Genomic DNA, 24861 nt, shown 5'->3' with positions numbered 1-24861 from the left:
CTTTAGCCTCGGCCGGTGAGCGACATGATCTTCTCGCGCAGCATCTTCGCCATGTTGCGCGTGCTGCGGTACATGTGGAGCTGGGCGGCGGCCTGGCGCATGTCGCGGTCGCCGTTCTGGGTCAGGCCGATGACCAAAGTTCCCATCTCCTCGCGCTCCTGCCACAAGCGACTCATGATCGGATGGTCGGAGACGGCACAGGAATCGGAGCGCACGATATTGGCGTCATCGAGATGCCATTCCGTGAGTTCGCTCATCAAGAGCTTGCCCGGCGAATAGCGGGCATAGTTCTCATCATAGGCGGTCTTCCAGGTATAGGCCTCGCCGCCCATCATCAACACCACGATGGCAGCGATCGCTTTGCCGTTGAGATCGATCGTGTGGATACGCACGGCGTCGACGGCGGCAAGGTTCGACACGGCCTCGCGCGCGAATGCGGTATGGTAGCGATCGGTGACGAGAGCGCTTCGCCGTTTGCCCTTCCAGCCGCCAGCCTCCATCGCCAAGAATTCCTCGAAACGGACGTGGACGTCGCGCGGCTGGCGGGCGACGGCATAGACCGCCGTTCCCTGTTCCTCCAGCAGGCGCCACTGGCGGCGCATCTCACGCATGTGCGACGAGGAGATGGTTTTGCCGAGATAGGCGGGCGCCTCTTCCTCACTCTGCAGCATCGGGCGCTGATAGGGATTGGTCACGGTGAGCGGAAGGTTGCGGCCGAGCGCCACGGCCTTGAGCATGCGCACGAAAATGCCGTTCAATCTCAGGTCCGGCAAGACCAGTGTGCTCGGCAGGTTGAGATCGGGAGCGATCAGCCCTTCGAAGAAATTGTCGAGGGTTTCGGCCGCATCTTCGCTGTCGACGAGCGGTGTGCCGAGCGGACCGAAGCTGTTCGACCAGCCGCGGATGATCGAGGGGCCGACGGCAAAGCCCGGTCTGTCGACCGAAAACGGCAGGAGGAAGCGCATGCGGCTGCGGCCGGCGCTGTAATCGCGGATCAGGGCGAAATTTACTTGCCGGTCTTCGATCCGCGGCATGGCGGGCGCAAGGAAGCGGCCGGAGAAAAAGACGTTCGGTTCCATCGCTCGGTTGGAAAGGAAGTCGAGCTCGTCCTGAAGTTCGTAGCCGAGCTTGCCGGGATAGAGGCAGAGCTCGCGCCCCGGCCGGCCGATCTCGGCGCGGGCCTCGGCCTGCGGCGCTTCAAAATGCAGCGCCGCGAGCTCATGGATCATGCGGTTGCTGATGCTGTCGGTGCTTTCGGTGACGGGTGGTAGGCGCACCATCTATCGAACTCTCATTTCTGGCGTTGCGGCGGAGGGGCTGGCGAAGGCGAAGAGGACGATGCCGAGCGTGCGGCGCACGGCGACATGCAGGAGGATAGCCTCGACTGCCATGGCCGAGGCGGTGGCGACGGCGGTGCCTTCGATGCCGTAGTGCGGGATCAAAGCAAGATTGAGGCTGACATTGGCGGCCAATGCGCCGGCATAGAGAGCCACACAGAGGTTCTGCTTGCCCGCCATCATCAGCAGCGTTTCGGCCGGGCCGACCAGTGACTTGGCAAGGATGCCGGCGAGCAGGATCGCCATGACAAGATAACCTGACGTGAAGGCGCCGCCGAACAGCGACAGCAGCAGGTGGCCGGCCGCGAGCACGACGAGGCCGACTCCGAACGCCGGCCAGAAGGTCCAGCGGGCGGCGTCGGCGGCGGCCGCCGCCAGTTGAGCGTGGTCGCCTTCGGCAATAATCGAGGAAAAGCGCGGGCCGGAAGCGGCCTTGACGGAGAAATTGATGAAATGCACCAGCGCCATGGTCTTGGCGGCGGCGAAATAGATAGCGACGTCGTGCGGTTCAAGGAAAATGCCGACGACGATGACATCTGAATTGGTGAGCAGGAAACTTACGCCTTCGATCAGGAAGATCGGGAAGGCTACACTGAGCCAGGCGAGGAAATCGATCTTGCGCGGACCTTCGTCATAGTGCCGGCGAAGACGATAGAGTGTCGCGCCATATTGGCCAAGCGCGGTGACGAAGGTGGCGGCAAGCGCCGCCTGCATGGCCGTGACGGCCGTATGCTCTGCGCCCATCGCAATCGCGATCAGCATGAAGGCGATGATGAGGACCGGCCGGACGATATAGACCGGGCTCAGCGCCATCACCGGCCAATGGTTCGCCCGCGACGTGCCTTCCAGAATATCGCCAAGCGCGATCATCGGCATGGCAAGCAGGCCGAGGAAGATCGGGATGAGGTAATAGGCTTCGATCCTATCGCCGAAGAAATGCAGCCCGATCATGCCGGCGGCGAGCATCACTGTGCCGGAAAGCATCGCAAAGATGCGTGCCGTGCCGGTCAGGCCGCGGATTTCGTCGAAGGCGCCCGCCGCCTTGTACTGCGGCAGAAAGCGGACGATCGCGGTGTGGAAGCCAAGGCAGGAGAGATCGCCGAAGACGACGATCAGCACCCAGACGAAAACGAAGATGCCATATTCATATTCGCCCATCAGCCGAGCGAGCACGATCTGGGAGATAAAGGCGAGCGCGGCGCTGAGGATACGGATCGAGAAGGCCGTCAGCGCCATCCGCCGGGCGGCCGCTTTTTCGCCGCCTTCGGTGAGCATGGCGGCAAACATGCGCAGCGTGCGGCCGCCGATCGGGCGCAGGCCCGCGGGCAGCAGTTTCTCCGCTGTTTCTATGACCGCCATGATGAACACGCAAAACTCTAAAGGTCAGGCAAATCGCCCCCGAAGTCTTGACAGAACAGGGTTAAGAAACGGTTCCGGATCGGGCTGCCATCAAGCTATGAAGATCGGGTTCTCGGCGCTGCCGCAGAAAAGAAAAATGCCGCCCGAAGGCGGCATTCCAGCTTTTCGCGATTTGCCTCAGACCTGCTCGAAGGCACCGTGGCAATGCTTGTATTTCTTGCCGGAACCGCAAGGGCAGGCCTCGTTGCGCCCGACCTTGCCCCAGGTGGCGGGGTCGTCCGGATTGCGGTTCTCGGGTGAGACGATGACTTCAGAGGCCTGGTAGATCGGGGCGAAATCGTCCTCTCCGGTCGTCGGATCAAGATGATGGGCCTGCATCAGCGGCGGTTCCGGCTCAGCGGGCGCCTGCTGCACCAGTTCGACGCGCATCAGCTGGGCGGTGACCGCCTCGCGCAGATTATTGAGGAGGCCGGTGAAGAGTTCGAAGGCTTCGGACTTGTATTCTTGCAGCGGATCGCGCTGGGCATAGCCGCGGAAACCGATGACGGAGCGTAGATGGTCGAGGTTGACGATGTGCTCGCGCCAGAGATGATCGAGCGTCTGCATGACGATCGAGCGTTCGACATAATGCATGATGTCGTCGCCGAAGCGCTCGGCCTTTTCGGTAAAGGCGGCATTGGCGGCTTGCGTCAGGCGCTCGCGAATGTCGTCCTCGCCGATGCCTTCTTCCTTGAACCACTCCTCGATCGGCAGATCGAGGTTCAGAATATTGGCAACGCCGGCCTTCAGGCCGACGGCATCCCACTGTTCGGCATAGGCGCGCTCGGGGATATGCTTCTCAACCAGATCCTCTATCACTTCGCGGCGCATGTCGGAGACGGTCTCGGAAATATTGGTCGATTCCATCAGTTCGAGGCGCTGCTCGAAGATCACCTTGCGCTGATCGTTGAGAACGTCGTCATACTTCAGCAAATTCTTGCGGATATCGAAGTTGCGGGCTTCGACCTTCTTCTGCGCGCGCTCGAGCGCCTTGTTGATCCACGGGTGGACGATCGCCTCGCCTTCCTTGAGGCCGAGCTTGGTCAGCATGCTGTCCATGCGATCGGAGCCGAAGATGCGCATCAGATCGTCCTGGAGCGAAAGGTAGAATTTCGAGCGGCCGGGGTCGCCCTGACGGCCAGAGCGGCCGCGCAGCTGGTTGTCGATGCGACGGCTCTCGTGGCGTTCGGTGGCGATGACGTAGAGACCGCCGGCGGCGAGCGCCTTCTGCTTGAGCTCCTTGATCTCCTCGACGATCGCCTGGATCCTGGCGTCGCGCTCCGGACCGGCTTCGAGTTCGCCGAGCTCGCGCTCGATGCGCATATCCAGGTTGCCGCCGAGCTGAATGTCGGTGCCGCGGCCGGCCATGTTGGTGGCGATCGTAACGGCGCCCGGCACGCCGGCCTGGGCGACGATATAGGCTTCCTGCTCGTGATAGCGGGCGTTCAGCACCTGGAAATTGTCGAAGCCCTGCTTGCGCATGCGCTCGGCGAGCAGCTCCGACTTCTCGATCGAGGTCGTACCGACGAGCACCGGCTGGCCGCGCTTGTGGGCATCGAGGATTTCGTCGATGATCGCCTTGAACTTCTCGTCGAAGGTCCGATAGACCTCGTCGTCCTCATCGATACGCTTGATCGGCAGGTTGGTCGGGACTTCGATAACGTCAAGATTGTAGATATTGCCGAATTCCTCCGCTTCCGTCTGCGCCGTGCCGGTCATGCCGGCGAGCTTGTCGTACATGCGGAAGTAGTTCTGGAAAGTGATCGATGCCAACGTCTGGTTTTCCGGCTGGATCTGCACCTTTTCCTTGGCTTCGAGTGCCTGGTGCTGGCCTTCCGAATAACGCCGGCCCGGCATCATGCGGCCGGTGAATTCATCGATGATGACGACTTCGTCGTTGCGGACGATATAGTCCTTGTCTCGCTGGAAGAGCTTGTGGGCCTTCAGCGCATTGTTGATGTGGTGGACGATTGCGACGTTCTCGATGTCGTAGAGCGCGTTACCCTTCAAGAGGCCGGCCTGACGCAGCAGGTTTTCCAGCTTCTCGGTGCCCTCTTCGGAGAAGTTGGCGGAACGCTGCTTCTCGTCGATCTCGTAATCGCTGGGCGCGAGCAGCGGAATGAAGGCGTCGATCGTATTGTAGAGTTCCGAGCGGTCGTCGAGCGGACCGGAGATGATCAGCGGCGTGCGCGCTTCGTCGACGAGAATCGAGTCGACTTCGTCGACGATCGCGAAATTGTGGCCGCGCTGGACCATCTGGTTCTTCTCGTACTTCATGTTATCGCGCAGATAATCGAAGCCGAGCTCGTTGTTGGTAGCATAGGTGATGTCGCAGGCATAAGCCGCGCGGCGCTCCTCGTCGGAAAGGCCATGAACGATGACGCCTGTGGTCATGCCGAGGAAGCCGTAGACACGGCCCATGGTCGCGGCATCGCGCTGGGCGAGATAATCGTTGACGGTGACAACGTGCACGCCCTTGCCGGAAAGCGCGTTCAGATAGACCGGCAGGGTGGCGACGAGGGTCTTGCCTTCGCCGGTCTTCATCTCGGCGATCGCATTCGAATGCAGGATCATGCCGCCGATCAGCTGCACGTCAAAAGGTCGCAGGCCGAGAACGCGGCGTGACGCCTCGCGCACGACGGCAAAGGCGGGAATCAGAATGTCGTCGAGCGTCTTGCCCTCGGCGAGAAGAGCGCGGAATTCGACGGTCTTTGCCGCGAGCTGCTCGTCCGTCAGCGCCTTCGTCTTCTCTTCGATGGAGTTGATCGCGGCGACGTTCGGCTGGTAGGACCGCACGCGGCGATCATTGGACGACCCAAATAACTTGCGGGCTATACCGCCAAAGCTGACCATGTGACTGGTCCTTTCTCAATATTCATCCGCGACGTTTCTTGTCCGCGGCCCAGCCGAAAATCAGGCGCACGCCTTGAAACGCCCGGAAACTGTTCTGGACGCGAGGTTGCGTGACAGATAAGAGGGGGGTCGAATGATGTCAACGGATTTGGCGGATACAGAAAGGCCACAATCCGGTGTTGATGGCTATTTTGAGCTGGAACAGGCGATGCTGAAGCCGGCGATGTAACTGTGAAGGGTTATTTGATGTTGAGCACCAATAAATTCGCCGTGCTGGCGTTTGCAACTTTTGTTGCATTCCAGGCTCCGGCCCATGCAGAGGACGCTGTTGTCGCCAAGGTCGGCAATCTGGAGATCCACCAGTCTGAGCTCGATCTCGCCGTCGCCAACCTCGATCCGCAGCTGGCGCAGCTTCCGGACGACCAGAAGAAGGTCGCAGCCCTGTCCGCCGCCATCGATGTGAAGCTGCTTGCGGCCGGCGCGACGACGGAGAAGCTCGACCAGACCGACGAATTCAAGAAGCGCATGCAGTACCTCGCTGATCGCGAGCTTCACAATGCCTATTTCAAGAAGCACGTCGTCGACACCGTAACCCCTGACGAAATCAAGGCTCGTTACGACAAGGAAGTCGCAGCCCTGCCGAAGCAGGAGGAAGTCCACGCCCGCCACATCCTGGTCAAGACCGAGGACGAAGCCAAGGACATCATCAAGCAGCTCGACGCCGGCAAGGATTTCGCCGAACTCGCCAAGGAAAAATCCACTGATCCGAACAAGTCGGAAGGCGGCGATCTCGGCTATTTCTCGCGCGGCCGTATGGTGAAGGAATTCGAGGACGCGGCCTTCGCGCTCGAGAAGGGCGCCTATTCGAAAACGCCCGTCAAGACCGATTTCGGCTATCATGTCATCAAGGTCGAGGACAAACGTGACGCTCCGCCGCCGCCTTTCGACCAGGTGCAGGATCAGGTTCGTCAGCTCGTCATGCGCGACAAGTATCTTGCCCTCCTCAATGAGGCCAAGTCGTCTGCCAAGATCGAAATTTCGGACGAGACGCTGCGCAAGGGTTACGACGAGGCCAACAAGCAGCCGGAGCCGGGCAGCGAGCCCGCCCAGCCGGCGCCGAAGCAGTAATATTCGCATCAGGGCCCGGTTCTTCCGGGCCCTTCCTTATCGTTGTTGTCGCCTTTTCCGGACGGCGAGCCGGTTCGTTCAGTCGCCGGGGAATGCCCATTGGCAGGTTTCATCATGTCCGGTTCCGTTTCGCCGCTCGCCCCGAAATCCTTCGTTCCGATGCCTTCGCTGCGCGGCGTGCGCATGGCGACGGCGTCGGCCGGCATCAAGTACAAGAACCGCACCGACGTGCTGATGATGGTCTTCGATAAACCGGCATCGGTCGCGGGCGTCTTCACCCGTTCCAAATGCCCCTCCGCGCCAGTCGATTTCTGCCGCGCGAACCTGCCGCACGGCACTGCGCGCGCCGTCGTCGTCAATTCAGGCAACGCCAATGCCTTTACCGGCATGAAAGGCCGCCAGGCGACCGCGCTGACGGCGAAGTCGGCTGCGGCGGCCGTCGGCTGCCGCGAAAACGAGATCTATCTGGCATCGACCGGCGTCATCGGCGAGCCGCTCGATGCCACCAAATTCGCCGGCGTCCTTGACAGGATGCAGGCCGAGGCGACCGGCGATTTCTGGTTCGAAGCCGCCAAGGCGATCATGACGACCGATACCTATCCCAAGGTTTCGACCCGCAGCGCCGAGATCGGCGGCGTGGCCGTGACGATCAACGGCATTGCCAAAGGCGCCGGCATGATTGCGCCCGACATGGCGACCATGCTCTCCTTCGTCGTCACTGATGCCGATATCGCGTCCGAAGCGCTGCAGGCGCTTCTGTCCGACGGCGTCGGACCGACCTTCAATTCCATGACCGTCGACAGCGACACGTCCACCTCCGATACGCTGATGCTGTTTGCGACGGGGGCTGCGGCTGCGGACGGCCAGCCCCGCATCGAACGTGCCGACGATCCGCGCCTTGCCGCTTTCCGGGCCGCCCTCAACGAAGTGCTGAAGGACTTGTCGCTGCAGGTGGTGCGCGACGGCGAAGGCGCCACCAAGATGCTCGAAATCACCGTAACGGGCGCCGAGAGCGATGCCGCCGCCAAGCGCATCGCACTGTCGATCGCCAATTCGCCGCTGGTCAAGACGGCGGCCGCCGGCGAAGACGCCAATTGGGGCCGTATCGTCATGGCTGTCGGCAAATCCGGGGAGATGGCGGATCGCGACCGGCTCGCCATCTGGTTCGGGGATATCAGGGTCGCCGTCAACGGCGAGCGGGACCCGGATTATTCCGAGGCAGCCGCCTCAAACGTGATGAAAGCGCAGGATATCCCCGTTAAAGTCGATATCGGCCTCGGCACCGGGTCGGCAACCGTCTGGACCTGCGACCTCACCAAAGAATATGTTGCAATCAATGGCGACTATCGGAGCTGATCGTCCATTGGTCCAGGCATCCATATCTTCAAAGAATCTGCCGTTGGTCCGCAGGCTGGAGGCCGTCGGCTTTCGCGCCTGGCCGGCGGCGTCCGTGCAATATGACGGCAGCTGGCAGGTGCGGCTGACGGCGGGCCACCCGTCTAACCGGCTGAATTCCATCGTGCCGCTCGACCCCTCGGACCATCGCGATGTCGAGATCCGTCTGGAAAAGGCGAGCCGGAAGTTCGAGGCCTATGGTCGCGCCGCCGTGGTCCGCCAGACGCCGCTCGCCTCGCCGGTGCTGATCGAGCTTCTCAGCGCCCAGAACTGGACACGGTTCGACGAGACCGTGGTGATGACCTGCGATCTCGCCGGGGCCGAGTTGCCAGATACGCTCGATCATCTGCCGACCCATGATGTCGGCCGTTTCGTCGATGCCAACCTGGCGGTCGACAGGGCGCCGCTGAGCCTGAAGCCGGCGCTTGCCGAAATCATTTCGGCGATCAAGCCGCCGTCGGGTCTGTTCATGATCGAGAACGCCGTGGAGGGACCGCTCGCGACCGTGCTCTGCGTCCAGGACAACGATCTTGCCGGCATCATGTCGCTTTCAGTTTGCGAAACCAGGCGGCGCGAGGGACTCGGCACTGAAATCTTGACCTCGGCATTGCGCTGGGCGCGGATGCGCAGCGCCCGCTCGGCCTGGCTGCAGGTCAGGCTTTCCAATCGCCCGGCCATCGCGCTCTACGAGCGCCTCGGTTTTCGCGACGCCTATCATTATTGCTATTGGCAGCGAGAGTCGCGATGAGCGAGGCAGGCCGAAAAATATTGCTGGTCGCCGCCTGTGCGCTGATCGATGCCGACGGGCGTATCCTATTGGCACAGCGTCCGGAGGGAAAGTCATTGGCGGGGCTCTGGGAGTTTCCCGGAGGGAAAGTCGAGCCCGGCGAGACTCCGGAGGAGACGCTGGTGCGCGAGCTCGAGGAAGAGCTTGGAATCAAGACTAAGATCGCCTGCCTGGCGCCGCTCACCTTTGCCAGCCATTCCTACGAGACGTTCCACCTGTTGATGCCGCTCTATATCTGCCGGCGCTATGAGGGGATTGCTGAGGGCCGTGAGGGGCAGGCTTTGAAATGGGTGCGTGCGCAGGCGCTGCGCGACTACCCCATGCCGCCCGCCGACGAGCCGCTTATCCCGATGCTGCAGGATTTTCTTTAAAGCGAGTCCCGTTGAATTTGATCGGTGCGATGCGCTTTGGATTTTATCCATTGCATATCGTCATCCTGGAACCGCTGCACGCTTCCAAGCAACATGCATTAGCATTAGCTGATTATTATTGCGCCGCGGCGTTTTCGGCTGTGGATATTAATGGATCGTTTAACACCTTCTGCCAAAGATCGGCCTCAATCAAGCATCTGGCGTGCGTGTATTAAAAGGCTTGACGTCATGGACGATGATTTCTGGAAAGCTGTCCGGGAAAAGGAACGGGCTTCGTCTGCCTCGCGCAGGACGGGGGCGCTCAATATCGCCCTTCTGTTCGGCACGGCTGTGGTCGCGCTGACGCTGATTCTGACACCCATGCTTGCGGATTCCTCGAAGAAAAGCGTCTTTGCCAGCGCCCCGGTCGATTTCGACACAATCACGACCGGATCGATTCCGAAGAACGAAAGCGGCAAGCACTATACGATTCGTCGTAGCGTCCTTCAGGATACGCCCGGCTCGGTCTGCGTCGTCCAAGGCTACGGCGTCGGCGCCGGTTGCTGAAGCCGGTTGCTTGGAATGGCGGTCATCGCCCGGTGGTCGTGGAGTTGATGGTTGCAGGCGGTTCACGCAGAAGGTTGGGTAATGCGTCTTTGGAAAGCATTTCTTGCAGATGACACAGGCGCGACGGCGGTCGAATACGGCCTGATCGCCGCCATCATTTGCACAGCACTTGTCTCGGGTCTCGGCATCTTCACCGGCAGCCTGCAGAACGTCTTCAACGTGGTCACCAACAATATCACCGTCAATTGACGAAGCTGCCGACGATCACTGCCTGAGCTTGTGTTCGTCCACTTTCAGAGCGTCGGCAAGACGTGCTTTGGCCGAGCCCGGCTGAAGCGGTTTCTGCTGGCTCTCGTGCGGAGCCCATCCGGAGACATAGATGATCGAGAATGTCGCGCGAATGCGTCTGTCGGGATCGGAATAGCGCTCGGCGTAGATCTCGGCGGCGCGCAGGAAGAAGGCGCGCGTCAGCGGCATGCGACTGCGGGCTGCAAGCGGATTGTTCATGCCCATCGCCCTGAGATCGCGCATCAGCGGGAAGAGCGAGTCATATCGGACCGTATAGTTCTCAGCGTCGATCACCGGAAGGGTGAAGCCGGCGCGCTGCATCAGACTGCCGATATCGCGCACATCGGCGAAAGGGATGACGCGCGGGCTTGCGCCGCCCGTCATCTCGACCTCCGCTGCCAAGAATACGTCGCGCAGTTCCTGCAGCGTGCCGGCGCCGGGAATGGCCGCCAGGAACAGGCCGTCCGGCTTCAGGGCACGACGAATCTGGACGAAAACGCCGGGCGTATCGTTGGTCAGATGAAGGTTGAGCGGCGCGAGGATGAGATTGACCGATTGCGGCGCAAGCGGCACCTCCTCGAGCGTCGCCTCGACAAAAGTTTCGCCCGGGCCCGCATAGGCCTTCTCGCTCTCGACGCGGATCATCGTGCCGATCTTGCCCGTCGCCATTGCCGCGCGGGCGGGTGCACCGGTCGTGCCATGCAATTCAACGGCGGTTTCGAAGCGCCGCTCGACGACATCAAGTCTCTCCGCCATTTCCTCCGCCGCGATGTCGAGCAGGAAAGCGGCTTTCAGGTCGTTGTTAACAAGCGCGCGATGGCGATGTGCGGCGATCAGGGCTCTGTCGAAGATCGTTTCCATGGGGATGTCCATAGTCCCGGCTCGCTGCAGCGGCAAGGCGATTTTCCTTTCGAAGAGAACAGGCTAGTCTCGACCCTATGAAACGGATCCATTCCGAATGGCCGACAGATTTGCTCCGGGCGCATCTCCTGCGACCGTTTTCGGCGCTTGCCGATTTTCTCTATCCGCCCGCATGTTCCGTCTGCGGCATTTCGACCGGCGGCCATCGCGGACTGTGTGCGAAATGTTGGTCCGGCATCCGCTTTATCGAGCGGCCCTATTGCGAAGTGCTCGGCATTCCCTTCTCGCATGATCTCGGCGCCGGCATCCTCAGCGCCGAGGCGATCGCCAATCCGCCGCCTTTCGACCGGTTGCGGTCAGCGGCGACACATGACCACGCCGTCCGAGATCTCGTTCACGGATTGAAATATCGCGATCGCACCGATCTGGCGCCGATGATGGCCGGCTGGATGCTGCGTGCCTCCGACGGCGCGGTAGAAAGCTGCGATGCGCTGATCCCGGTGCCGTTGCACCGCACCCGTATGCTGGCCCGTAAGTTCAACCAGGCTGCCGAACTTGCCCGCCATGTGGCGAGCCTATCGGGCAAACCGCTGCTTGCCGCAACGCTCATCCGCGTCAAGCGCACCAGTCAGCAGGTCGGCCTCGGCGCCAAGGCGCGCGAGGACAATGTCAGAGGTGCTTTCGCGATTGCCAAAGGCTGCGAGAACGACGTCTTCGGCAAGCGTATTGTGCTTGTCGATGATGTCTACACGACAGGCGCGACAGTCGCCGCCGCCTGCCGGACGCTGCGGAAGGCGGGTGCGGCCGAGATAACGGTTTTGACCTTTGCAAGGGCTCTCTCCGAGCCTATATGACAGAAAATACCCGGCATCCGTCTGGAGATATCATGGTACCCGTCACGATCTATACACGGCAGTTCTGCGGCTATTGCAGCCGCGCCAAGTCCCTTCTCGAACATAAGGGTGTCGACTATGTCGAGCACGACGCGACCTATTCGCCGGATCTTCGCCAGGAGATGATCGGCAAGGCGAACGGGCGCACGACGTTCCCGCAGATCTTCATCGGCGCCGAACATGTCGGTGGCTGCGACGACCTCTTCGCACTTGACCGGGCCGGCAAGCTCGATCCGATGCTGGCGGCTTGAGGAAGAACCGATGAGCTTCAAGGCCGCCGCCGTTCAGATGTGCTCCGGGGTCGATCCGGTGAGGAACGCTGCAGCGATGGCGCGGCTGGTGCGCGAGGCTGCGGCCCGAGGCGCCACCTATGTGCAGACGCCGGAAATGACCGGCATGCTGCAGCGTGACCGCGCGGCGGCACGCGCCGTGCTTGCCGACGAGACGCGCGATATTATCGTCAAAACGGGCTCCGAGCTTGCCAGCGAACTCGGCATCTACATGCATGTCGGCTCCACCGCAATCGCGCTTACCGATGGCAAGATCGCCAATCGCGGCTTCCTCTTCGGTCCTGACGGGCGGATTCTCAATCGCTACGACAAGATCCATATGTTCGACGTCGATCTCGACAATGGTGAGAGCTGGCGCGAAAGCGCGTTCTATACCGCCGGCTCGGAAGCCCGCGTTCTGTCGCTGCCCTTTGCGGAAATGGGTTTTGCTATCTGCTACGACGTCCGCTTCCCCGCACTTTTCCGCGCTCAGGCCGTTGCCGGCGCCGAGGTAATGACGGTTCCTGCCGTGTTCACCAAGCAGACCGGTGAGGCGCATTGGGAAATCCTGCTGAGAGCGCGGGCGATAGAGAATGGCGTTTTCGTCGTTGCTGCGGCGCAGGCCGGCCGGCACGAGGATGGGCGGCACGAGGACGGCCGGGAGACCTTCGGCCACTCGATGATCATTGATCCCTGGGGGACGGTGCTGGCCTCGGGCGGCGCAACCGGCGAGGCGGTCATCGTCGCCGAGATCGATCCAGGCGCGGTCAAGGCCGCCCATGACAAGATCCCGAACTTGAGGAATGGCCGGGAATTCTCTGTCGAGAAGATCGCGGGGGCAGTCGCAGGAGGCGTCGCCGCTTGATCCGTTATTCCCTTACCTGTGACAATGCCCATGAATTCGAAGGCTGGTTTTCAGAAAGCGCCGATTTCGACCGTCAGGTCGCGAGCGGGTTCCTGACCTGCCCAGTCTGCCATTCTGCCGCCGTTTCCAAGCTCCTGATGGCGCCTTCGGTGTCGACCGCGCGCAAGAAGGATGAGAGGCAGACGCTGGCGATGGACGCCATGCGCCGGGAGGCCCTGGAAAAGCTGAAAGAGGCGGTCGCGGCTGTCAAGGCCAATTCCGAAGATGTCGGCGCGAAGTTCCCCGAGGAAGCCCGCAAGATCCACTATGGCGAGGCGGATGCTCGCGGCATCATCGGCCAGGCGACGGTCGACGAGGCACAGGCTCTTGTGGAGGAGGGCATCGAGATCGCCGCCATTCCGGTGCTGCCTGAGGACGTAAATTGAAACAAAGTCAGGACACCTGGTCTTCTTGAATGTTGGCGGGAGCGGCCGCTGACATGTAAACGGCGTATTGCCTGCGGGAACTATGCGGGCCGCTTCGCCAGCAACATATAGTTCACATCCATATCTTTGGACAGGTTCCACTGGTTGGACAGCGGATTGAAGAAGACGCCGGTGCGGTCGGTAATCTCAAGGCCGCTTGCCGTGAGCGGCTTTTCCAGCTCTTCCGGGCGCACCAGCTTCTCATATTGATGGGTGCCACGCGGCAGCCAGCGCAGGATGTTTTCGGCGGCGAAGATGGCAAGTGCTGCTGCCTTCATCGTGCGGTTGATGGTGGCGACGAAGATCAGGCCGCCGGGGCGGACCATCTTTGCGCAGGTCGTCATGAAGAGTTCGACGTCGGCGACGTGTTCGACCACTTCCATGTTCAAGACGATATCGAAAGTCTCGCCGGCGTCGGCAAGTTCCTCGGCGGTGTTGGCGCGATAGTCGACCGAAACCCCGGAAGCCTTCGCGTGGGTCGAGGCGATGCCGATATTCTTCTCGGAAGGATCGGCGCCGACGACGGAGGCACCCATGCGGGCGACCGGTTCGGACAGTAGACCGCCGCCGCAGCCGATATCCAGCGCACGCAGGCCTTCGAGCGGGCGGGCGCTTTTCGGATCACGGCCGAAATTCTCGCAGGCCTTGTCTCTTATGTAGGCGAGGCGGACGGGGTTGAATTTGTGCAGCGGCTTGAATTTGCCGGTCGGGCTCCACCATTCCGTCGCCATCGCCGAGAAGCGGTCCACTTCGCCCTGGTCGATCGTGCTCCTGGCGCCTTCCGTCATCGTCCTCTCCTTCGTTCGTGAAATGTGAAGTCGGACGATCGGGGGCATAAGTCAAGGGGCGGAGATCAGGAGGCAGACAGGCGCGGGACCGCACGGCAATTGCTTTTATCGCGCGCGCTTGCCTCACCCCGCCAAACTCGCTAAGAGACGCCGCAACTTGAGGCCTCTGGGGGCCTGGCTTTTGGAGCGGTTCCAGAATCTGGGATCTGGCTCTCTCGCTAACCGGTCACCCCTGGGTCTCGTTATGCCGGGTCCGATTTTCCGCTTCCCGGCGCCAGACGTGGTAGAGGCATATGGCACGCATCGTAATGAAATTCGGCGGCACGTCCGTCGCTGACCTGGATCGCATCAAGAACGTTGCCCGCCACGTGAAACGCGAAGTCGATGCCGGCCACGAGGTCGCAGTGGTGGTCTCGGCCATGTCCGGCAAGACCAATGAGCTGGTCGGCTGGGTGCAGGGCATGCCGAAGGTGATCGGCGCCAATTCTCCCTTTTACGATGCGCGCGAATACGACGCGGTGGTCGCTTCCGGCGAGCAGGTAACGTCTGGGCTGCTTGCGATCGCATTGCAGGCGATGGATATCAATGCGCGCTCCTGGCAGGGGTGGCAGATCCCGATCCGAACCGATAATGCGCATGGCGCGGCCCGGATTCTGGAAATCGACGGCTCCGACATCATCAAGCGGATGGGCGAGGGACAGGTCGCCGTCATCGCCGGCTTCCAGGGATTGGGGCCTGACAACCGCCTCGCCACTCTCGGGCGCGGCGGGTCGGACACGTCAGCCGTCGCCATTGCCGCGGCTGTCAAAGCGGATCGCTGCGATATCTATACCGATGTCGACGGGGTCTACACGACCGATCCGCGTATCGTGCCGCAGGCGCGCAGGCTAAAGAAGATCGCCTTCGAGGAAATGCTTGAGATGGCCTCGCTCGGCGCCAAGGTGCTGCAGGTGCGTTCGGTCGAGCTTGCCATGGTGCACAAGGTGCGTACCTTCGTGCGCTCGTCTTTCGAAGATCCCGATGCTCCGGGCATGGGCGATCTGTTGAACCCGCCCGGAACGCTGATTTGTGACGAGGATGAAATCGTGGAACAGGAAGTAGTCACCGGCATCGCCTATGCCAAGGATGAGGCTCAGATCTCGCTTCGCCGTCTTGCCGACCGGCCGGGCGTCTCCGCCGCGATCTTCGGGCCGCTTGCCGAATCTCATATCAATGTCGACATGATCGTCCAGAATATTTCCGAGGACGGATCGAAGACCGACATGACCTTCACCGTGCCGTCAGGTGACGTCGAGAAGGCGATCAAGGTGCTCGGCGACCACAAGGAGAAGATCGGCTACGATGTCGTGCAGAACGAATCGGGGCTGGTGAAAGTCTCGGTCATCGGCATCGGCATGCGCAGCCATGCGGGCGTCGCTGCCACCGCGTTTCGCGCTCTTGCCGAAAAAGGCATCAACATCAAGGCGATCACCACCTCCGAGATCAAGATTTCCATACTGATAGACGGTCCCTATGCAGAACTCGCTGTCAGGACTTTGCATTCCTGCTACGGTCTGGATAAGAATTGATTCCCAGTGGGCGGCCTGCCCCTTCAGGTTGAGGAGACGAGGGCCAGCCTGCCGGGACTGAGTGCGTTGTTTCGGGAGCTTGAGACGCCATGAGAGACCTTTCCGGCGGTCCGCGCGTGCTGCTCAGGCGGCTGCGCGAGTTGATGGCAGAGCCGCTGGAGCCGCAGGATCGCCTCGACCGGATCGTCCGCCAGATTGCCAGCAACATGGTGGCGGAAGTCTGCTCCGTCTATGTGCTGCGCGCCGACGGCGTGCTCGAACTCTACGCGACCGAAGGCCTCAACCGCGAGGCGGTGCACCTGGCGCAGCTGAAGATGGGGCAGGGCCTCGTCGGCACGATCGCGGCCTCGGCGCAGCCGCTGAACCTTTCCGACGCGCAGTCGCATCCGGCTTTCCGCTACCTGCCGGAGACGGGCGAAGAAATCTACCATTCCTTCCTCGGTGTGCCGATCCTGAGAACCGGGCGCTCGCTCGGTGTTCTCGTCGTCCAGAACAAGGCGAGCCGCAACTATCGCGACGAGGAAGTGGAAGCACTCGAAACGACGGCGATGGTGCTTGCCGAGATGATCGCCACCGGCGAGCTCAAGAAGATCACCAAACCGGGCCTTGAACTCGACCTGACGCGTTCGGTGACGATTGACGGCGACACCTATAATGACGGCATCGGCCTCGGCTATGTCGTCTTGCACGAGCCGCGTATCGTCGTCACCAACCTGCTGAACGAGGATGCGGAGAAGGAAATCCGCCGGCTGGCGGAGGCCATGGGGTCGCTGCGGATCTCGATCGACGACATGCTGTCTCGCCGCGACGTGTCGATGGAAGGCGAGCATCGCGAGGTGCTCGAAACCTATCGCATGTTCGCGCACGACCAGGGCTGGGTGCGCAAGCTCGAGGAAGCGATCCGCAACGGCCTGACGGCGGAAGCGGCGGTCGAAAAGGTGCAGAGCGACACCAAGGCGCGAATGATGCGGCTGACCGACCCTTATCTGCGCGAACGCATGCATGATTTCGAAGATCTGGCGAACCGGCTGCTCAGGCAGTTGACGGGTTATACCGGGCGCACGACCGCCGAAGGTTTCCCCAATGATGCGGTCATCCTGGCGCGCGCCATGGGGGCGGCCGAGCTGCTCGATTACCCTCGCGCCAATGTCCGTGGACTGGTGCTGGAAGAAGGGGCGGTGACGAGCCATGTGGTGATCGTCGCCCGCGCCATGGGCATTCCCGTCATCGGCCAGGCAGCGGGTGTTGTCGCGCTCGCCGAGAATGGCGATGCCGTGATCATCGACGCCGACGAAGGGCATGTGCACCTCCGGCCGATGGCCGATCACCGGCGCTCCTACGAGGAAAAGGTGCGTTTTCGGGCGCGGCGGCAGGAGCAGTTCCGGGCGCTGCGCGCCATCGAGCCGGTCACCAAGGATGGCCAGCGGATTTCGCTGATGATGAATGCCGGCCTGTTGGTCGACTTGCCGCAGCTCTCGGAATCGGGTGCGGAGGGCATCGGTCTCTTCCGCACCGAGCTGCAGTTCATGATCGCCTCGACCATGCCGAAGGCGGAAGAGCAGGAGCAGTTCTACCGCAATGTGATCAAACAGGCGGCGGGCCGCGTCGTCACCTTCCGCACGCTCGATATCGGCGGCGACAAGGTGGTGCCTTATTTCCGAGGCCACGAGGAGGAAAATCCCGCACTCGGCTGGCGCGCCATCCGGCTGTCGCTCGACCGGCCGGGATTGTTGCGCACCCAGCTGCGCGCCATGCTGAAGGCATCGGCCGGCACCGAGCTGAAGCTGATGGTGCCGATGGTGACCGAGGTTTCCGAGCTGAAGATGGTGCGCGAACTCCTGCAGAAGGAAGTACAGCATCTGTCGCGCTTCGGGCACGGGTTGCCGCGCAAGCTGCAATTCGGAGCGATGCTGGAGGTGCCCGCGCTGCTCTGGCAGCTCGACGAGCTGATGGAGGCGGTCGATTTCGTGTCGGTCGGTTCCAACGACCTTTTCCAGTTTGCCATGGCGGTCGATCGTGGCAATGCGCGGGTGTCTGATCGCTTCGACCCACTCGGCAAGCCGTTTTTGCGGATCCTGCGCGATGTCGTGCGCGGGGCGGATCGGAACAAGACGCCGGTGACGCTTTGCGGCGAACTTGCCGGCAAGCCGCTTTCGGCAATGGCGCTTCTCGGCATCGGCTTTCGGTCGATCTCGATGTCGCCGGCCTCGATCGGCCCGGTGAAGGCGATGCTGCTCGGGCTTGATGTCGGGGCCCTGGCAAAGGTGATGGACGAAGTGCTGGACGATCATCGCAGCACGGTGCCGATGCGCGAGGTGCTTGCCCGCTTCGCCGAGAGCCACAATATTCCCCTTTAGAGAAATACAAGAAGAATCGGAGTGCAGGGTGGCGAAGCTTCCCGTTGAAAAAATGCGCGAGCTTGAACGCCGTTTCGGCGAGATCGAGGCGCGCATGTCGGCCGGGCCGGCCGCCGATGTCTATGTGAAGCTCGCATCCGAATATTCCGAGCTGCAGCCGGTCGTGACGAAGATCCGCGCCTATGAGAAGGCTGGCGCCGAGCTTGCCGATCTCGAAACGCTGCTCGAGGATAAATCGGTCGATCGCGAGATGCGCGATCTTGCCGAACTCGAATTGCCCGAAGTGAAAGCGCGGATCGAGGCGCTGGAGCAGGAAATGCAGATCCTGCTTCTGCCGAAGGACGCAGCCGACGAAAAAAGCGCGATCCTGGAGATCCGCGCTGGCACCGGCGGCTCGGAAGCTGCCCTTTTTGCCGGTGATCTTTTCCGGATGTACGAGCGTTTCGCGTCGGAAAAGGGCTGGAAGGTAGAGGTGCTCTCGGCAAGCGAGGGTGAAGCCGGCGGCTACAAGGAAATCATCGCGACGATCACAGGCCGAGGGGTCTTCGCCAAGTTGAAGTTCGAATCCGGCGTGCACCGGGTGCAGCGCGTACCGGAGACCGAAGCAGGCGGGCGCATCCATACTTCGGCCGCGACGGTGGCGGTGCTGCCGGAAGCCGAGGAGATCGACATCGACATCCGGCCGGAAGACATCCGCATCGATACGATGCGCTCGTCGGGCGCAGGCGGCCAACACGTCAATACGACGGATTCGGCGGTGCGCATCACCCATCTGCCGACCGGCATCGTCGTCACCAGCTCGGAAAAATCACAGCATCAGAACCGCGCCAAGGCGATGCAGGTCTTGCGCTCCAGGCTTTACGATGCCGAGCGGCAGCGGGCCGATAGCGAGCGCTCGGCCGATCGCAAGAGCCAGGTCGGCTCCGGCGATCGATCGGAACGCATCCGTACCTACAATTTCCCCCAGGGGCGCGTCACGGACCATCGCATCAATCTGACGCTTTACAAGCTCGACCGGATGATGGAAGGCGAGATCGAAGAGGTCGTCGACGCGCTGATGGCCGATTATCAGGCAAGCCAGCTGGCGCAGCTCGGCGAACAACTATGAGTGCTACGGTCGCCGATATGCTTGCCGAAGCGCGCCGTCGTTTCACAGAGGCGGGCATTGTCGATCCGGTGACTGATGCGCGGCTGCTTGTCGCTGGCCTTTTGAAACTGTCGTCGACGGAGCTTTTGACGCGGTCGACTGAGAGGCTTTCTTCCGATCAGGCGGAGACAATTTCGAGGGCCCTGGAACGCCGGCTCGGCCATGAGCCGGTGCATCGTATTCTAGGCGAGCGGGAATTTTATGGCCTGCCGCTTGGCTTGTCGGCGGAAACTTTGGAGCCGCGTCCGGATACGGAAATCCTGGTCGATACGGTGCTTCCTTATCTGAAGGATCTTGCAAAGCCGCAACGCCATCTCCATATTCTTGATATCGGAACCGGGAGTGGAGCGATATGCCTCGCGCTCTTGAGCGAATGTCCCGAGGCGTCAGGTATCGGCAGCGACATATCGGCTGATGCACTTAGGACGGCGAAGTCAAATGCAGAAAGAAACGGGTTGCAGGATCGTTTTCAGGCCGTGCAGTCGAAATGGTTCGAGAACATCCAGGGCTCATTTCACGCGATTGTCTCAAATCCGCCCTATATTGCCTCCAGTGTCATTCACGATCTCGCTCCCGAAGTGACGAAATTTGATCCGGTTGCAGCGCTGGATGGCGGCCCGGATGGGCTTGACGCTTACAAAGCCATAGCCAAGGATGCGGCAAGGTTCATGAGGCCCGACGGGGTTCTCGGACTGGAAATCGGCTACGATCAGCGAAACGATGTGACGGCGCTCTTCGAAGCGAAAGGTTTCAGGTGCCTCAAATCTGTGAAGGATTATGGTCAGAACGACAGGGCGCTCGTTTTCGCGCTCGCGTAAAAGGCGATAATTGCGGCACCGGGGCGGACATTATTGCTATTGCGAAGAAAAGGCTTGGATTTCCGAGGGAAGCAATATAGGTTGCGGGCACGTGTTGGGCAGATAGGAATGAACGAGATTCGTTCGGTACTTGGTTTGCCTCGGGGGTCCGCTCTTTTAAACGAGAGTTTCAACGGTTAAACACGACCCAACGCGTGAATCAGTCAAACTGACTTGAGAACCAAGCGGCAGGTTGGCGCAAAGGCGCAGTATGCTCGCGGCACAAAGGTCCTGACCCGGTTTTCCGGTCATGGCGGTTGGTGCCATGTATCCATCACAAACAGAGAATTCAGGTGAACGATCTATGAGGCCAGGACAGCAAAACAAGCGCGGTCGAGGGCGTGGTAACAACAATAACAATGGCGGCGGCGGCGGAAATAACAATAACAACAATTTCAACCGCAAGGGCGGCAACCCGCTGACCCGGACCTATGACAGCTCCGGCCCCGATGTGAAGATTCGCGGTACTGCACAGCATATCGCCGAGAAATATGCGCAGCTTGCCCGTGATGCCCAGAGCTCCGGCGACCGTGTGATAGCCGAGAATTATCTTCAGCACGCCGAACATTACAATCGGATCATCGCCAGCGCTCAGGCGCAGATGCAGGAGCGGTTCCAGCGCGACGATCGCAGCGACTACAATGACCGCGACGCGGCGGATCGCGACAGCGACGACATCGATACCAGCGACAATGATGGCGACGATGTCGTCGTCGTCCAGCCGCCGCAGAGCAGGCAGCATCAACCGCAGGCACAGCCAAAGCCAGCGCCGGCACCCGTTGCGGCGCCTGCCCCGGCACCCCAGCCCGAAATCATCGACGGAACCGGCCCGCAGCCGGAGATCGAAGGCATTCCCGCCGAGGTCGCCATGGACGAGGAAGGCTCTGCCGGCCAGTCACGCGAACGCCAGCCCCGTCGTCGCAGCCCCGGCAATCGTCCCCGTCGCCCGCGTCGGGGCGCAGACGGCGATGCAGCCTCCGAAGGCGAGGGGGCTTCCGCCGAGGCGCCGGTTCTGGCGGACGCCGCATCGGAATAAGGATCTGGCCGCTCCCTTCGGAGAGAGCCGGGTGCTCTGCCATCTGTTCGGATTTCCTTGGAAATCCCCGGCCTTCGTGCCGGGGATTTTCGTCTTACGGGGTCTTTAAACTCCCGGAACAGCGTACCATATTCTCCTCGACTGCTTCGCCCAAATCCCAGACGGGCCAAGCGCGGCCTGCCTTTTCAGGGGGTCGATCTCAATCATCGGTCTGCGCCTCGTAAGGGCAGGGCGATCAATGGAGGTAGAATATGAATATCGAGAAATATTCCGAGCGGGTGCGCGGTTTCATCCAGTCGGCCCAGACCTATGCGCTGGCGCAGGGTCATCAGCAATTTTCACCCGAACATGTGCTCAAAGTTCTGCTCGATGACGATCAGGGCATGGCGGCCTCGCTGATCGAGCGTGCCGGCGGCGATGCCAAGGCTGCTCGCCTTGCCAATGACGCGGTTCTTGCCAAGTTGCCGAAGATATCAGGCGGCAACGGCAACATCTATCTGGCGCAGCCGCTCGCCAAGGTGCTTTCGACCGCCGAGGAGGTGGCCAAGAAAGCCGGCGATAGTTTTGTCACGGTCGAACGTCTGCTGCAGGCGCTGGCGATCGAATCCTCGGCTTCGACCTATTCGACGCTGAAGAATGCGGGCGTGACAGCCCAAGGCCTAAACCAGGTCATCAACGATATCCGCAAGGGCCGGACGGCGGATTCCGCCAGTGCCGAGCAGGGCTTCGATTCACTGAAGAAATTCGCCCGCGACCTCACTGGCGAAGCCCGCGAGGGCAAGCTCGATCCGGTGATCGGCCGCGACGACGAGATCCGCCGCACCATCCAGGTCCTGTCGCGCCGCACCAAGAATAATCCGGTGCTGATCGGCGAGCCGGGCGTCGGCAAGACGGCGATCGTCGAAGGTCTGGCGCTGCGCATTGTCAACGGCGACGTGCCGGAATCGCTCAAGGACAAGAAGCTGATGGCGCTCGACATGGGCGCCCTGATTGCCGGCGCGAAATACCGCGGCGAATTCGAAGAGCGGCTGAAAGCGGTCCTCAATGAGGTCCAGGCGGAAAACGGCGAGATCATCCTGTTCATTGACGAGATGCACACGCTGGTCGGCGCCGGCAAGGCGGACGGAGCGATGGATGCCTCCAATCTTTTAAAGCCTGCCCTTGCCCGTGGCGAACTGCATTGCGTCGGCGCAACCACGCTCGACGAATATCGCAAACATGTCGAGAAGGATCCGGCGCTTGCCCGCCGCTTCCAGCCCGTTGTCGTCGACGAACCGACGGTCGAAGATACGATCTCGATCCTGCGCGGACTCAAGGAAAAATACGAGCAGCATCACAAGGTTCGCATCGCCGATGCGGCGCTGGTTGCGGCCGCGACGCTGTCCAACCGCTATATCACGGATCGCTTCCTGCCCGACAAGGCGATCGATCTGATGGATGAGGCGGCCGCGCGACTGCGCATGCAGGTGGATTCCAAGCCGGAAGAGCTCGATGAACTCGACCGCCGGATCATTCAGATGAAGATCGAGCGCGAGGCGCTGAAGAAGGAAACCGACGTTGCTTCCGCCGACCGGCTGAAGCGGCTGGAGACTGAACTCACCGCGCTTGAAGAGGAGGCCGACGCGCTGACGGCCCGCTGGCAGGCGGAAAAGCAGAAGCTCGGCCTTGCCGCCGATCTCAAGAAGCAGCTCGACGACGCCCGCAACGAACTGGCGATTGCCCAGCGCAAGGGTGAATTCCAGCGCGCCGGCGAGCTCACCTACGGCGTCATTCCCGATCTCGAAAAGCAGCTGGTCGAAGCCGAGAAGCAGGACGGCGAGCGCGGCGCGATGGTGCAGGAGGTGGTCAGCCCCGACAATATAGCCCATGTCGTTTCCCGCTGGACCGGCATTCCGGTCGACAAGATGCTGGAGGGGGAACGCGACAAGCTGCTTCGGATGGAAGACGAGCTGGCGAGATCGGTGATCGGCCAGGGCGATGCGGTTCAGGCCGTGTCGCGCGCCGTCCGCCGCGCCCGCGCCGGCCTGCAAGATCCGAACCGGCCGATCGGCTCGTTCATCTTCCTCGGCCCGACCGGCGTCGGCAAGACGGAGCTTACCAAGGCGCTCGCCCGCTTCCTCTTTGATGACGAAACGGCGATGGTGCGTATGGACATGTCGGAATATATGGAAAAACACTCCGTCGCCCGGCTGATCGGTGCACCTCCCGGCTATGTCGGCTATGACGAAGGCGGGGCGTTGACGGAAGCCGTGCGTCGTAGGCCCTATCAGGTCGTGCTGTTCGACGAGATCGAAAAGGCGCATCCCGACGTCTTCAACATCCTGCTGCAGGTGCTTGACGATGGGCGGCTGACGGACGGTCAGGGGCGGACGGTCGACTTCCGCAACACGATGATCATCATGACCTCGAACCTCGGGGCCGAATATCTGACCCAGCTCAGGGACGGCGACGATAGCGATACGGTTCGCGAGCAGGTGATGGACGTCGTGCGTGGGCATTTCCGGCCGGAATTCCTGAACCGCATCGATGAGATCATCCTCTTCCATCGTTTGAAGCGTGAAGAGATGGGTGCGATCGTCGACATTCAGTTGAAGCGGCTGGTGGCCTTGCTCTCCGAACGCAAGATCGTCATCGATCTCGACGAGGAAGCCCGGCACTGGCTGGCGAACAAGGGTTACGACCCGATTTACGGCGCAAGGCCGCTGAAGCGGGTGATCCAGAAGTTCGTGCAGGACCCGCTGGCCGAGCAGATCCTGTCGGGTCAGGTGCCGGACGGATCGACTGTCAAGGTGACGAACGGTTCGGACCGGTTGCAGTTCACAACGCGGCAGACGGTAAGCCAAGCGGCTTAAATTGGTTACAGGGAAATAAAATGGCGGCTTTGGCCGCCATTTTCGTCTTGAGATTACTTGCTCGCCACCTGATCCGGCGTCTGGTTGTTCAGCAGCGTATCGATACGCTTTCGCTCGTCTTCGAATTTCGCCAGCGGCTCGCCCTGCAGCGATTTGCCGCCCGGCAGGCGGATGCGCAGCGGATCTACCTTGGTGCCGTTGACGATCAGCTCGTAATGCAGGTGCGGGCCAGTGGATTCACCCGTCGTGCCGACCCAGCCGATCACCTGGCCCTGACGTATTTTCGCGCCGGGAACGACGCCTTTGGCGATGGCGCTCTGGTGATTGTAGGAGGATTCATAGCCGTTGGCATGGCGGATGATCGTCTGGTTGCCGTAGCCGCCGGAATCCCAGCCGGCTTTTTCGACCGTGCCGTTGCCGGCGGCGATGATCGCTGTGCCACGCGGTGCCGCCCAATCGACGCCGGTATGCATTCGGGCGAAACCGAGGATCGGGTGGCGGCGCATGCCAAAGCCCGATTTGAAAATGCCGTTCGGAACCGGATTGCGCAGCAGGAACTGGCGGATGCTCTTGCCGTTCTCGTCGAAATAATCGACCGTACCGTCGTCGGGATCCTGGAAACGATAGAAGCGCGTCTGCGTATCGCCGAAACGGGCGTTGACGTAGAGCAGTTCGGAATCCTCGGTCGCCTGGCCGGTGCTGTCGGCGACGGAGAAGAAGGCTTCCAGCTTATCGGTTGGTCTCAGCTGCGCCTGGAAATCGACATTGCTTGCGAGCAGCTTGATGATCAGCGCGGTCATG

General features: G+C 61.4%; 22 protein-coding genes (1 of these 22 running past the window's edge). 16 read left to right on the top strand and 6 right to left on the bottom strand.

The features are described 5' to 3' along the window. Window positions 1–2 precede the first annotated feature (2 nt). The 3 genes from NL154_RS19150 to secA form a co-directional block, all read right to left on the bottom strand. The gene (locus NL154_RS19150) at window positions 3–1280 is read right to left on the bottom strand and encodes a GNAT family N-acetyltransferase (protein ID WP_210632857.1); all 1278 of its coding nucleotides are present in this window, start codon (window positions 1278–1280) and stop codon (window positions 3–5) included. Further along, a complete protein-coding gene (locus tag NL154_RS19145; protein ID WP_434733201.1) occupies window positions 1281–2696 on the bottom strand; it encodes a lipopolysaccharide biosynthesis protein in 1416 nt (471 codons plus the stop codon). 177 nt (window positions 2697–2873) lie between these two features. Beyond that, window positions 2874–5588 (bottom strand): preprotein translocase subunit SecA, encoded by a 2715-nt coding sequence (secA, locus tag NL154_RS19140; RefSeq protein WP_221103912.1) that lies wholly within the window; start codon window positions 5586–5588, stop codon window positions 2874–2876. Between the two features lie 246 nt (window positions 5589–5834). Between secA and NL154_RS19135 the strand changes: the two genes are divergently transcribed. The 6 genes from NL154_RS19135 to NL154_RS19110 all read left to right on the top strand — a co-directional run bounded on the left by NL154_RS19135 (window position 5835) and on the right by NL154_RS19110 (window position 10064). Continuing rightward, the gene (locus NL154_RS19135) at window positions 5835–6716 is read left to right on the top strand and encodes a peptidylprolyl isomerase (protein WP_210632854.1); all 882 of its coding nucleotides are present in this window, start codon (window positions 5835–5837) and stop codon (window positions 6714–6716) included. A 114-nt stretch (window positions 6717–6830) separates the two neighbouring features. Next, complete coding sequence (gene argJ, locus NL154_RS19130; RefSeq protein WP_221147780.1) at window positions 6831–8072, top strand: bifunctional glutamate N-acetyltransferase/amino-acid acetyltransferase ArgJ; 1242 nt, start codon at window positions 6831–6833, stop codon at window positions 8070–8072. Next, window positions 8053–8859, top strand: coding sequence for a GNAT family N-acetyltransferase (locus tag NL154_RS19125; RefSeq protein ID WP_221156614.1), 807 nt, complete (start codon window positions 8053–8055; stop codon window positions 8857–8859). The genes argJ and NL154_RS19125 overlap by 20 nt, the downstream gene beginning before the upstream one ends. Next, window positions 8856–9269 (top strand): 8-oxo-dGTP diphosphatase MutT, encoded by a 414-nt coding sequence (mutT, locus tag NL154_RS19120; protein WP_210632852.1) that lies wholly within the window; start codon window positions 8856–8858, stop codon window positions 9267–9269. Before NL154_RS19125 ends, mutT begins: the two co-directional genes overlap by 4 nt. Before the next feature lie 228 nt (window positions 9270–9497). Further along, window positions 9498–9815: a hypothetical protein gene (locus NL154_RS19115; RefSeq protein ID WP_064697586.1), complete on the top strand. Its 318-nt coding sequence runs from the start codon at window positions 9498–9500 to the stop codon at window positions 9813–9815. A gap of 81 nt (window positions 9816–9896) precedes the next feature. Next, window positions 9897–10064 carry a Flp family type IVb pilin gene (locus tag NL154_RS19110; protein WP_020922387.1) on the top strand — a complete coding sequence of 56 codons (168 nt, stop codon included), beginning with the start codon at window positions 9897–9899 and terminating at the stop codon, window positions 10062–10064. A gap of 15 nt (window positions 10065–10079) precedes the next feature. Here the strand turns inward: NL154_RS19110 and NL154_RS19105 are convergent, their stop codons facing one another. Next, window positions 10080–10964, bottom strand: a complete 885-nt coding sequence (locus tag NL154_RS19105; RefSeq protein ID WP_434733200.1) for a methyltransferase domain-containing protein — start codon at window positions 10962–10964, stop codon at window positions 10080–10082. 77 nt (window positions 10965–11041) lie between these two features. On the opposite strand from NL154_RS19105, the gene NL154_RS19100 reads away from it, so the two are divergent. From NL154_RS19100 to NL154_RS19085, 4 genes are read left to right on the top strand one after another with little or no spacing between them, the layout of a single operon-like run. Next, the gene (locus NL154_RS19100) at window positions 11042–11818 is read left to right on the top strand and encodes a ComF family protein (protein WP_221147782.1); all 777 of its coding nucleotides are present in this window, start codon (window positions 11042–11044) and stop codon (window positions 11816–11818) included. A 32-nt stretch (window positions 11819–11850) separates the two neighbouring features. Continuing rightward, complete coding sequence (gene grxC, locus NL154_RS19095; protein ID WP_221147783.1) at window positions 11851–12108, top strand: glutaredoxin 3; 258 nt, start codon at window positions 11851–11853, stop codon at window positions 12106–12108. Window positions 12109–12118: 10 nt separating this feature from the next. Next, on the top strand, window positions 12119–12991 hold the full coding sequence (locus NL154_RS19090) for a carbon-nitrogen hydrolase family protein (RefSeq protein ID WP_210632848.1): 873 nt from the start codon (window positions 12119–12121) through the stop codon (window positions 12989–12991). After that, entirely contained in the window at window positions 12988–13416 is a 429-nt protein-coding gene (locus tag NL154_RS19085; protein WP_085779603.1) for a DUF1178 family protein, read from the top strand. The genes NL154_RS19090 and NL154_RS19085 overlap by 4 nt, the downstream gene beginning before the upstream one ends. A gap of 80 nt (window positions 13417–13496) precedes the next feature. Here the strand turns inward: NL154_RS19085 and ubiG are convergent, their stop codons facing one another. Further along, the gene (gene ubiG, locus NL154_RS19080) at window positions 13497–14243 is read right to left on the bottom strand and encodes a bifunctional 2-polyprenyl-6-hydroxyphenol methylase/3-demethylubiquinol 3-O-methyltransferase UbiG (protein ID WP_434733199.1); all 747 of its coding nucleotides are present in this window, start codon (window positions 14241–14243) and stop codon (window positions 13497–13499) included. A gap of 293 nt (window positions 14244–14536) precedes the next feature. On the opposite strand from ubiG, the gene NL154_RS19075 reads away from it, so the two are divergent. The 6 genes from NL154_RS19075 to clpB all read left to right on the top strand — a co-directional run bounded on the left by NL154_RS19075 (window position 14537) and on the right by clpB (window position 24060). After that, window positions 14537–15811: an aspartate kinase gene (locus NL154_RS19075; RefSeq protein WP_064686444.1), complete on the top strand. Its 1275-nt coding sequence runs from the start codon at window positions 14537–14539 to the stop codon at window positions 15809–15811. A gap of 89 nt (window positions 15812–15900) precedes the next feature. Next, window positions 15901–18168, top strand: coding sequence for a phosphoenolpyruvate--protein phosphotransferase (gene ptsP, locus NL154_RS19070; RefSeq protein WP_210632846.1), 2268 nt, complete (start codon window positions 15901–15903; stop codon window positions 18166–18168). Between the two features lie 28 nt (window positions 18169–18196). Beyond that, complete coding sequence (prfA, locus tag NL154_RS19065) at window positions 18197–19276, top strand: peptide chain release factor 1 (RefSeq protein ID WP_210632845.1); 1080 nt, start codon at window positions 18197–18199, stop codon at window positions 19274–19276. Continuing rightward, window positions 19273–20133: a peptide chain release factor N(5)-glutamine methyltransferase gene (prmC, locus tag NL154_RS19060; protein WP_434733198.1), complete on the top strand. Its 861-nt coding sequence runs from the start codon at window positions 19273–19275 to the stop codon at window positions 20131–20133. The genes prfA and prmC overlap by 4 nt, the downstream gene beginning before the upstream one ends. 343 nt (window positions 20134–20476) lie before the next feature. Beyond that, a complete protein-coding gene (locus tag NL154_RS19055) occupies window positions 20477–21208 on the top strand; it encodes a DUF4167 domain-containing protein (RefSeq protein ID WP_210632843.1) in 732 nt (243 codons plus the stop codon). Window positions 21209–21459: 251 nt separating this feature from the next. Beyond that, window positions 21460–24060 carry an ATP-dependent chaperone ClpB gene (clpB, locus tag NL154_RS19050; RefSeq protein ID WP_210632842.1) on the top strand — a complete coding sequence of 867 codons (2601 nt, stop codon included), beginning with the start codon at window positions 21460–21462 and terminating at the stop codon, window positions 24058–24060. Window positions 24061–24113: 53 nt separating this feature from the next. Here the strand turns inward: clpB and NL154_RS19045 are convergent, their stop codons facing one another. Next, window positions 24114–24861, bottom strand: the 3' end of a protein-coding gene (locus tag NL154_RS19045) for a M23 family metallopeptidase (RefSeq protein ID WP_210632841.1). 1193 nt of this gene lie beyond the right edge of the window; 748 of the gene's 1941 nt are visible here — the last part of the coding sequence; its start codon lies off the right edge, out of view; its stop codon occupies window positions 24114–24116.

Origin of the sequence: Rhizobium sp. YTUHZ044 (genome assembly GCF_051123975.1) — a bacterium.
Classification (GTDB): Bacteria; Pseudomonadota; Alphaproteobacteria; order Rhizobiales; family Rhizobiaceae; genus Rhizobium.
This window is presented reverse-complemented; position numbering and strand designations above follow the sequence as displayed.

Coding starts and splice junctions, on each gene's coding strand:
- NL154_RS19115 (WP_064697586.1), top strand. CDS start 9,498: ATGGACGATGATTTCTGGAAAGCTGTCCGGGAAAAGGAACGGGCTTCG.
- NL154_RS19075 (WP_064686444.1), top strand. CDS start 14,537: ATGGCACGCATCGTAATGAAATTCGGCGGCACGTCCGTCGCTGACCTG.
- ubiG (WP_434733199.1), bottom strand. CDS start 14,243: ATGACGGAAGGCGCCAGGAGCACGATCGACCAGGGCGAAGTGGACCGC.
- prmC (WP_434733198.1), top strand. CDS start 19,273: ATGAGTGCTACGGTCGCCGATATGCTTGCCGAAGCGCGCCGTCGTTTC.
- secA (WP_221103912.1), bottom strand. CDS start 5,588: ATGGTCAGCTTTGGCGGTATAGCCCGCAAGTTATTTGGGTCGTCCAAT.
- clpB (WP_210632842.1), top strand. CDS start 21,460: ATGAATATCGAGAAATATTCCGAGCGGGTGCGCGGTTTCATCCAGTCG.
- NL154_RS19135 (WP_210632854.1), top strand. CDS start 5,835: ATGTTGAGCACCAATAAATTCGCCGTGCTGGCGTTTGCAACTTTTGTT.
- NL154_RS19125 (WP_221156614.1), top strand. CDS start 8,053: ATGGCGACTATCGGAGCTGATCGTCCATTGGTCCAGGCATCCATATCT.
- mutT (WP_210632852.1), top strand. CDS start 8,856: ATGAGCGAGGCAGGCCGAAAAATATTGCTGGTCGCCGCCTGTGCGCTG.
- grxC (WP_221147783.1), top strand. CDS start 11,851: ATGGTACCCGTCACGATCTATACACGGCAGTTCTGCGGCTATTGCAGC.
- NL154_RS19100 (WP_221147782.1), top strand. CDS start 11,042: ATGAAACGGATCCATTCCGAATGGCCGACAGATTTGCTCCGGGCGCAT.
- NL154_RS19150 (WP_210632857.1), bottom strand. CDS start 1,280: ATGGTGCGCCTACCACCCGTCACCGAAAGCACCGACAGCATCAGCAAC.
- argJ (WP_221147780.1), top strand. CDS start 6,831: ATGTCCGGTTCCGTTTCGCCGCTCGCCCCGAAATCCTTCGTTCCGATG.
- NL154_RS19105 (WP_434733200.1), bottom strand. CDS start 10,964: ATGGAAACGATCTTCGACAGAGCCCTGATCGCCGCACATCGCCATCGC.
- NL154_RS19055 (WP_210632843.1), top strand. CDS start 20,477: ATGAGGCCAGGACAGCAAAACAAGCGCGGTCGAGGGCGTGGTAACAAC.
- NL154_RS19090 (WP_210632848.1), top strand. CDS start 12,119: ATGAGCTTCAAGGCCGCCGCCGTTCAGATGTGCTCCGGGGTCGATCCG.
- NL154_RS19110 (WP_020922387.1), top strand. CDS start 9,897: ATGCGTCTTTGGAAAGCATTTCTTGCAGATGACACAGGCGCGACGGCG.
- ptsP (WP_210632846.1), top strand. CDS start 15,901: ATGAGAGACCTTTCCGGCGGTCCGCGCGTGCTGCTCAGGCGGCTGCGC.
- NL154_RS19145 (WP_434733201.1), bottom strand. CDS start 2,696: ATGGCGGTCATAGAAACAGCGGAGAAACTGCTGCCCGCGGGCCTGCGC.